The organism is Streptomyces sp. NPDC058751 (assembly GCF_042746485.1).
In the GTDB taxonomy this organism is placed as follows: Bacteria; Actinomycetota; Actinomycetes; order Streptomycetales; family Streptomycetaceae; genus Streptomyces.
This window is the reverse complement of the sequence record NZ_JBHYPZ010000017.1, coordinates 70589-77888: the sequence shown is the minus strand read 5'-3', so window position 1 is coordinate 77888 and position 7300 is coordinate 70589. Positions and strand designations below refer to the sequence as shown.

The window sequence follows — 7300 nt, the reverse complement described above, 5'->3', positions numbered from 1 at the left end:
CTCCACGCGTGCGTGGAGGGCCACTTCGCGTCCGCCCCGGGGCCGCGTCCGCCGCGCCGGGTCCCCGTCCGCGGTCCGGCGTCAGCGGAAGCGGCGTACCCCGGAAGGGGTCACCACCGCGTGGACGGGCCGGTCGTGGGCCTCTTCGGGGACCCGCTCGACGACTTCGGTGTCGTACAGGAGCACCACCAGGGCCGGGTCGGCGCCCGAGCGCTCCAGGCGGGCCAGCACGCGGTCGTACGAGCCCCCGCCGCGCCCCAGCCGCATCCCGCGGGCGTCGACGGCGAGTCCGGGCAGCAGAACGGCGTCGGCGCCCTGGACGGCCTCCGGGCCCAGCCGCCCGCCCGCGGGCTCCAGGAGGGCCATCCTCCCGCCGTGGCGGACCTCTTCGAGGGAGTCCGGCCCCGTGTACGCGCCCCAGTCCAGGTCGTTGTCCGGCAGCAGGACCGGCAGGAGGACGCGCACCCCGCGCGCGCGGAGGGCGTCGAGGAGCGCGAGGGTGCCAGGTTCGCCGCCCACGGACACGTAGGCGGCGACCGTGCGGGCCCGTGCCAGTTCGGGCAGTTCCAGGGCGCGTGCGGCCAGGGCGGCGGCGGTCTCCCGCACGTCACCGGCCGTCAACCCGTTTCTCACCGACAGGAGTTCTCGCCGCAACATTCGCTTGTCAGGATCGGGTTCACGTCCGACGTGTCTCACAGGTGACTCCTGTAGTTCTCTTAATCCGTTCATATGATCGTGAATTAACCGGAGCCACAGATTCTGCACATAGCCACCGGTTATGGTTGCGGACATGACTGAGTCACACCCCAGGATCACCAAGGCTGTCATTCCCGCGGCGGGCCTCGGCACCCGGTTCCTGCCGGCCACCAAGGCCACTCCCAAGGAGATGCTGCCGGTCGTCGACAAGCCGGCGATCCAGTACGTGGTCGAAGAGGCCGTGTCGGCGGGTCTTGACGACGTTCTGATGATCACCGGACGCAACAAGCGCCCCCTCGAGGACCACTTCGACCGCAACTACGAACTGGAGTCCGCCCTCCAGAAGAAGGGCGACGCGAGCCGGCTCGCCAAGGTCCAGGCCTCCAGCGACCTCGCGACCATGCACTACGTGCGCCAGGGCGACCCCAGGGGCCTCGGCCACGCCGTCCTGTGCGCGGCCCCGCACGTCGGCCGCGAGCCCTTCGCCGTGCTCCTCGGAGACGACCTCATCGACCCCCGCGACCCCCTCCTGGCCCGCATGGTCGAGGTCCAGGAGCAGCGCGGCGGCAGCGTCATCGCGCTCATGGAGGTCGCCCCCGAGCAGGTCCACCTCTACGGATGCGCCGCCGTCGAGGCCACCGACGAGGGCGACCTGGTCAAGGTGACCGGTCTGGTCGAGAAGCCGGACGCGGCGGACGCGCCCAGCAGTTACGCCGTCATCGGACGTTACGTCCTCGACCCGCACATCTTCGACATACTGCGCAAGACCGAGCCGGGCCGCGGCGGCGAGATCCAGCTCACCGACGCCCTCCAGCAGTTGGCCGCGGACGAGAAGGTCGGCGGCCCCGTGCACGGCGTCGTCTTCCAGGGCCGCCGCTATGACACCGGGGACCGTGGCGACTACCTGCGTGCCATTGTCAGACTCGCATGCGAACGTGAAGACCTGGGCCCGGACTTCCGGGCCTGGCTCCGCAGTTACGTAGCCGAGGAGATGCAGGAACTTTGAGCAGCGCCGCGACCCGCACCGCCGGCCAGGAACACCTCTGGTCGGTGGACGACCACCTGGAGGACATCCTCACGACCGTCCGCCCCCTCGAACCCATCGAGCTGCAACTCCTCGACGCCCAGGGCTGCGTCCTGCTCGAGGACGTCACGGTGCCGGTCTCCCTGCCGCCGTTCGACAACAGCTCGATGGACGGGTACGCGGTCCGGGTCGCGGACGTGGCGGGCGCGAGCGAGGAGTACCCGGCGGTCCTGACGGTCGTCGGCGACGTCGCGGCCGGCCAGGCCGAACAGCCCCACGTGGGCCCCGGCCAGGCCGCCCGCATCATGACCGGCGCCCCCCTCCCGCCCGGCGCCGAGACCGTCGTCCCCGTCGAGTGGACGGACGGGGGCCTCGGCGAGGGACCGGTCTCCGGGATGCGCGCGCACAGCGCGTCCCCCGAGGGCTCCGGCGGACAGGTCCACGTCCACCGCCCCGCCGAGGCGCGCGCGCACGTCCGCGCGAAGGGCAGCGACGTGAAGGCGGGCGACCGCGCCCTGGAGGCCGGCACCGTCCTCGGCCCGCCGCAGATCGGCCTGCTCGCCGCGATCGGCCGCGGCACCGTGCGGGTGCGCCCCCGCCCCCGCGTGGTCGTCCTGTCCACCGGCAGCGAACTCGTCCAGCCCGACGAGGAGTTGGGCGCCGGCCAGATCTACGACTCCAACAGCTTCGCCCTGTGCGCGGCCGCCCGTGACGCGGGCGCCATCGCCTACCGCGTCGGCGCGGTCGCCGACGACGCCGAGACCCTGCGCTCGACCATCGAGGACCAACTCGTCCGCGCGGACCTGCTGGTCACGACCGGCGGGGTGAGCGTCGGCGCCTACGACGTCGTCAAGGAAGCGCTGTCGTCGGTCGGTGACGAGGACGAGGAGGGCGGCGGCATCGACTTCCGCACCCTCGCCATGCAGCCCGGCAAACCCCAGGGCTTCGGCTCCATCGGTCCCGACCACACCCCGCTGCTCGCACTCCCCGGCAACCCCGTCTCCTCCTACGTCTCCTTCGAGCTCTTCGTGCGTCCCACGATCCGCACCCTGATGGGACTGCCGGACGTCCACCGGCCCACGACCAGGGCCAAGCTCTCCACGGACAAGGCGCTCACCTCGCCGAAGGGCCGCAGACAGTTCCTGCGCGGCACGTACGCGGACGGCACCGTGACGCCCGTGGGCGGCGCAGGATCCCACCTGGTCGCCGCCCTCGCGCACGCCGACGCCCTGATCGTCGTCCCCGAACAGGACACCTCGGTCGAACCCGGCGCCGAGGTCGAGGTCGTCCTCCTCGGCTGAACACCGGACCGGGCGGGCGCCCGCCCCGGTACCGCACGGCGTCCGGGCCGGGCCCCGGCCCGGACGGCGCGGTGTGCGGCTCCTCCCGGCGGCGGGGCGGCGGGCGGGCGGTAACGTGTCGGGCACACCAGGCCCGTGCGCCGCACCGCGACGGGCCCTGACCGGGAGCGCCCACGCACATGACTGTTCCGTCCCGGGGGGAGACCTCCGGATCCCCTGCGCAGGACCGGCTGACGCACATCGACGAGGCCGGTGCCGCCCGCATGGTCGACGTGTCCGGGAAGGACGTGACCGCCCGCACCGCGCGCGCGAGCGGACGCGTCCTGGTCTCGCCGCGTGTCGTGGAGCTGCTGCGCGGCGAAGGGGTCCCCAAGGGCGACGCCCTCGCCACCGCCCGCATCGCCGGGATCATGGGAGCCAAGCGCACCCCGGACCTGATCCCGCTGTGCCACCCGTTGTCGGTGTCCGGTGTCAAAATTGACCTGTCGGTCACGGACGACGCCGTCGAGATCCTCGCCACCGTGAAGACCACCGACCGCACGGGCGTCGAGATGGAAGCCCTCACCGCGGTCAGCGTGGCGGCCCTCACCGTGATCGACATGGTCAAGGCTGTCGACAAGGGGGCGGTCATCACGGACGTACGGGTGGAAGAGAAGACCGGCGGGAAGTCGGGCCACTGGAGCCGGGCATGAGCGGCGGCACCGTCACCGGCGAAGCCCTCACGGCGGACTACAGCGCGCTGGTCGTCACCGCCTCCAACCGCGCCGCCGCCGGTGTCTACGAGGACAGGGGCGGCCCCCTGGTCGCCGAGGGCCTCGCGGAATCCGGCTTCGCGGTCGACGGTCCGTGGGTCGTCCCCGACGGGGACCCCGTGGAGGAGGCGCTGCGCGCCGGGGTCGAGGCGGGCTACGACGTCATCGTCACCACCGGCGGCACGGGGATCTCGCCCACCGACCGGACCCCCGAGGCCACCCTGCGCGTGCTCGACCGCGAGATCCCCGGAATCCCGGAGGCCATCAGGGCGTTCGGGAGGGACAAGGTGCCGACCGCGGCGCTCTCGCGGGGACTCGCCGGAATCGCCCGGTCGACGCTGATCGTCAACCTGCCGGGCTCCACCGGCGGGGTCAGGGACGGACTGGCCGTCCTGGAACCCCTCCTGATCCACGCCGTCGACCAGATCCGCGGCGGCGACCATCCAAGACCCGGCGGCAGTGGGGGTGCGAGCTGAACAGCCCGTCCTGGCCGGTCGAGCTGGTGGACGGCGATGTCGTCCTCCGGCCGATAAGGCTGCGCGACCAGCGGGCCTGGCGCGAGGTGAACCGGCGCAACCGCGACTGGCTGCGTCCCTGGGAGGCGACCATCCCGCCCCCCACGCCGAGCGGTCCGATCGCACACCGGCCGACGTACCGGCAGATGGTCCGCCACCTGCGCGCCGAGGCCAACGCGGGCCGGATGCTGCCCTTCGTGATCGAGTACCAGGGGCGGCTGGTCGGCCAGCTCACCGTGGCCGGGATCACCTGGGGCTCGATGTGCTCCGGGCACGTCGGCTACTGGGTGGACCAGTCGGTGGCGGGCCGCGGGGTGATGCCGACGGCCGTGGCGCTGGTGAGCGACCACTGCTTCCGCACCGTCGGACTGCACCGCATCGAAGTCTGCATTCGCCCCGAGAACGGGCCCAGCCGCAGGGTCGTGGAGAAACTCGGATTCCGGGAGGAAGGGCTGCGCCCCCGCTATCTCCACATCGACGGTGCCTGGCGCGACCATCTCGTCTTCGCGCTCACCGCGGAGGAAGTGCCCGAGGGGCTGCTCGGGCGCTGGCGGCGGACGCGTTCGGCGCCGGACCGTTCGGATCAGGTCGGATCGGAGCAGGCCGGCCGGCAGGACCCGAGCAAGCCGGGACACCCCGGAAAATGAAATAGGTGTTCGAAAATGATCGGTGGGCGATCGCGTCGAGGCAATAAATTCGCGCTCGCGGTGGCCCGCTGATCGCATCGGTCGCAAAAAAAGGTCGAAATATCAGCCGGATCGTGCGACACACCGGCGCAATTGGCAGATGGCCTCATACAAACCCCTCTACCGTGTGAGGGGTGAGCAGCAGCGGCCTCATCTACGCAGTCATCGTCGGGGCCTGGGCCGCCTACTTGGTGCCGATGTGGCTCCGTAGGCAGGACGAGCTGAACGAAGCCCGTCCGACGGAACGCTTCAGCACCGCCATCCGGCTGCTGTCCGGACGGGCGGGCATGGAGCGTCGATACGCCAAGGACCTGCGCGCACGCTCCGCCGAGGAGGAGGAGCCCAGCGCCGACCCGGACGACGTCACCGATTCGGTGGACGTCCGGGCCTTCGCCGTGTCCCCGACCCGGCCCAAGGCGACGGACCGGCACCGTCCACACGTACAGGAACGGGTACAGGTTCCGGACCCGGACCGGCCCGAGCAGGAGCCGGACGTGCACGCGGCCGGCCAGGACGGCGGCGCGTACGACACCTCGGGCACCGCCCGGTCCGTACCGCACCAGGCGGGCGTGCCCGCGCCGAGACCCCCGGCCAGGTCCACGCCCCAGCAGGCCGTGCCGTCCATGCCCGGCGCGCGTCGGGCGGTCTCGGCGGAGGCCGCCGCGCGGGCCCGGCGTACGAAGGTCCTCGCGCGCCGCCGGCGTACGACGGTCCTGCTGTTCCTCGCCTTCACCTTCGGCGCGGTCGTGGCGGCCGTGGGCGGACTCGCCTTCCTGTGGGCGCCCGGCGTGCCGGCCGTGATGCTGAGCTCGTACATCGTGCACCTGCGCACCCAGGAGCGGCGGCGCTTCACCTACACCATGGACCGCCGCCGGGCCGAGGACGCGGCACAGCGGCTCCGGGAGCGCCAGCCCCGCCGCAGGACGTTCGCCGACCCCGTGGCGGACGAGCCGGAGGAGAGTTCCGCCCCCGACACCGACCCCGGCCTCCTGGCGCTCGCCGCCGACCGCCGCGCGCTCGTCGAGCAGACCGACCACGCCGAGTGGGTCGACCAGCAGCGTGAACGGCAGTGCGCGCCCGCCCAGGGGGACAGCTGGGACCCGGTGCCGGTTCCCCTGCCCACCTATGTGACCGCGCCGGTCGCGCCCCGCGCGACGGCCAGCGTGGACCTGGGTGCACCGGACGCCTGGAGCTCCGCGCGCTCCAGCGTGGCCGAGCCGAGCGCGCCCGAGGCGGAGCCGGCCGGCGAGGACCTCTCCGAGGGCTCCGGCGGCGCCGAGGCGGAGGACGACAGCCGCAGCGACGCCCGGCGGGCGGCGTCCGCGCGGCGCGCCCGCGAGCGGGGCAGGACGCCGTTGTTCGACCAGTACGAGGACGGCGAACGGCCGCGCGCGGCCAACGAGTGACCGGTGTGACGACCGGTGCGGTCGGGAGTCCGGCTGACCAGGCGGGAACGGATTACCGAGCACCTCGATCGGGATGCTAGAGTTTCACTCGTTGCAAGGGCCTGTGGCGCAGTCTGGTAGCGCACCTCGTTCGCATCGAGGGGGTCTGGGGTTCAAATCCCCACAGGTCCACCGCAGCAAAGAGGCCCGTTCCCATTCGTGGGAGCGGGCCTCTTGCCATGTCCGGAGACCGGTGGCGGCAACTTCCTCCGCCGGCCCCGGGACTGGCGGTCCTTCGGCCGGGTCCGGCCGCGGGGGAGCGGGCGCCGGGCGGCGGCCGGGTCCGGCCGCCGCCGGGGCACCGTCCTGGCGCCTAAAGGGCCTTGGCGTAGCAGAGGCTCAGTTCGTGGAAGCGGTAGTAGCCGAACTTGGCGCACGGCTCGTAGCCGCTCGACGCGTAGAGGGCGACCGCCTCGGGCTGCTTGGAGCCGGTCTCCAGGACCATGCGGACGCGGCCCGCCGTGCGGGCGTCCTCCTCCAGCGCGGCCAGCATGCGCCGGGCGAGGCCGAGGCCGCGGGCCTCGGGAACCACGTACATGCGCTTGAGCTCGGCGTCGCCGTCCGCGTACCCCTCGTCGTTCTCGTCCTGGGTGCGCCAGCCGCCCGTGGCCACCGGGCGGTCCCTCTCGTCGTACGCGATCAGGTAGAGGCCGAACGGCGGGGCGAACATCCGCGCGTCCAGATGGGTGGCGTCGCCGTCGTCGCCGTACCGCACGGCGTATTCGGCCTGAACCTGGTCGTTGAGTTTCACGGCGTCGGGGTGGTCGAAGGGGACCGGGCGGAAATTCATGCGTAATACCGTACATCTATGCGTCGAGTGAACGGGTGGGCGGCCGATGCCGCCGGCCCTCGGGCCGCTGGAGATCGAGTTCTGGACGGCC

8 protein-coding genes and 1 tRNA gene are annotated in these 7300 nt (G+C 72.5%); 7 read left to right on the top strand and 2 right to left on the bottom strand.

The genetic code is table 11. The annotated features are described in order from the left end of the window. Positions 1 to 81: 81 nt before the first annotated feature. A complete protein-coding gene (locus ACFW6B_RS17725; protein ID WP_386596952.1) occupies positions 82 to 657 on the bottom strand; it encodes a 5-formyltetrahydrofolate cyclo-ligase in 576 nt (191 codons plus the stop codon). Between the two features lie 133 nt (positions 658 to 790). Between ACFW6B_RS17725 and galU the strand changes: the two genes are divergently transcribed. From galU to ACFW6B_RS17690, 7 genes are all read left to right on the top strand, one after another. Next, on the top strand, positions 791 to 1702 hold the full coding sequence (galU, locus tag ACFW6B_RS17720) for a UTP--glucose-1-phosphate uridylyltransferase GalU (RefSeq protein WP_386596950.1): 912 nt from the start codon (positions 791 to 793) through the stop codon (positions 1700 to 1702). Further along, positions 1699 to 3021, top strand: a complete 1323-nt coding sequence (gene glp / locus ACFW6B_RS17715; RefSeq protein WP_386596949.1) for a gephyrin-like molybdotransferase Glp — start codon at positions 1699 to 1701, stop codon at positions 3019 to 3021. Before galU ends, glp begins: the two co-directional genes overlap by 4 nt. Before the next feature lie 179 nt (positions 3022 to 3200). Continuing rightward, positions 3201 to 3713: a cyclic pyranopterin monophosphate synthase MoaC gene (gene moaC / locus ACFW6B_RS17710; protein WP_386596947.1), complete on the top strand. Its 513-nt coding sequence runs from the start codon at positions 3201 to 3203 to the stop codon at positions 3711 to 3713. Then, positions 3710 to 4249: a molybdenum cofactor biosynthesis protein B gene (locus ACFW6B_RS17705; RefSeq protein ID WP_386596945.1), complete on the top strand. Its 540-nt coding sequence runs from the start codon at positions 3710 to 3712 to the stop codon at positions 4247 to 4249. Before moaC ends, ACFW6B_RS17705 begins: the two co-directional genes overlap by 4 nt. A gap of 26 nt (positions 4250 to 4275) precedes the next feature. Continuing rightward, complete coding sequence (locus ACFW6B_RS17700; RefSeq protein ID WP_386596943.1) at positions 4276 to 4935, top strand: GNAT family N-acetyltransferase; 660 nt, start codon at positions 4276 to 4278, stop codon at positions 4933 to 4935. 173 nt (positions 4936 to 5108) lie between these two features. Next, positions 5109 to 6380: a gephyrin-like molybdotransferase receptor GlpR gene (gene glpR, locus ACFW6B_RS17695; RefSeq protein ID WP_386596941.1), complete on the top strand. Its 1272-nt coding sequence runs from the start codon at positions 5109 to 5111 to the stop codon at positions 6378 to 6380. A 97-nt stretch (positions 6381 to 6477) separates the two neighbouring features. Then, a tRNA-Ala gene (locus tag ACFW6B_RS17690) sits at positions 6478 to 6551 on the top strand. A gap of 181 nt (positions 6552 to 6732) precedes the next feature. Here the strand turns inward: ACFW6B_RS17690 and ACFW6B_RS17685 are convergent. Next, positions 6733 to 7209: a GNAT family N-acetyltransferase gene (locus ACFW6B_RS17685; protein ID WP_386596938.1), complete on the bottom strand. Its 477-nt coding sequence runs from the start codon at positions 7207 to 7209 to the stop codon at positions 6733 to 6735. Positions 7210 to 7300 lie beyond the last annotated feature (91 nt).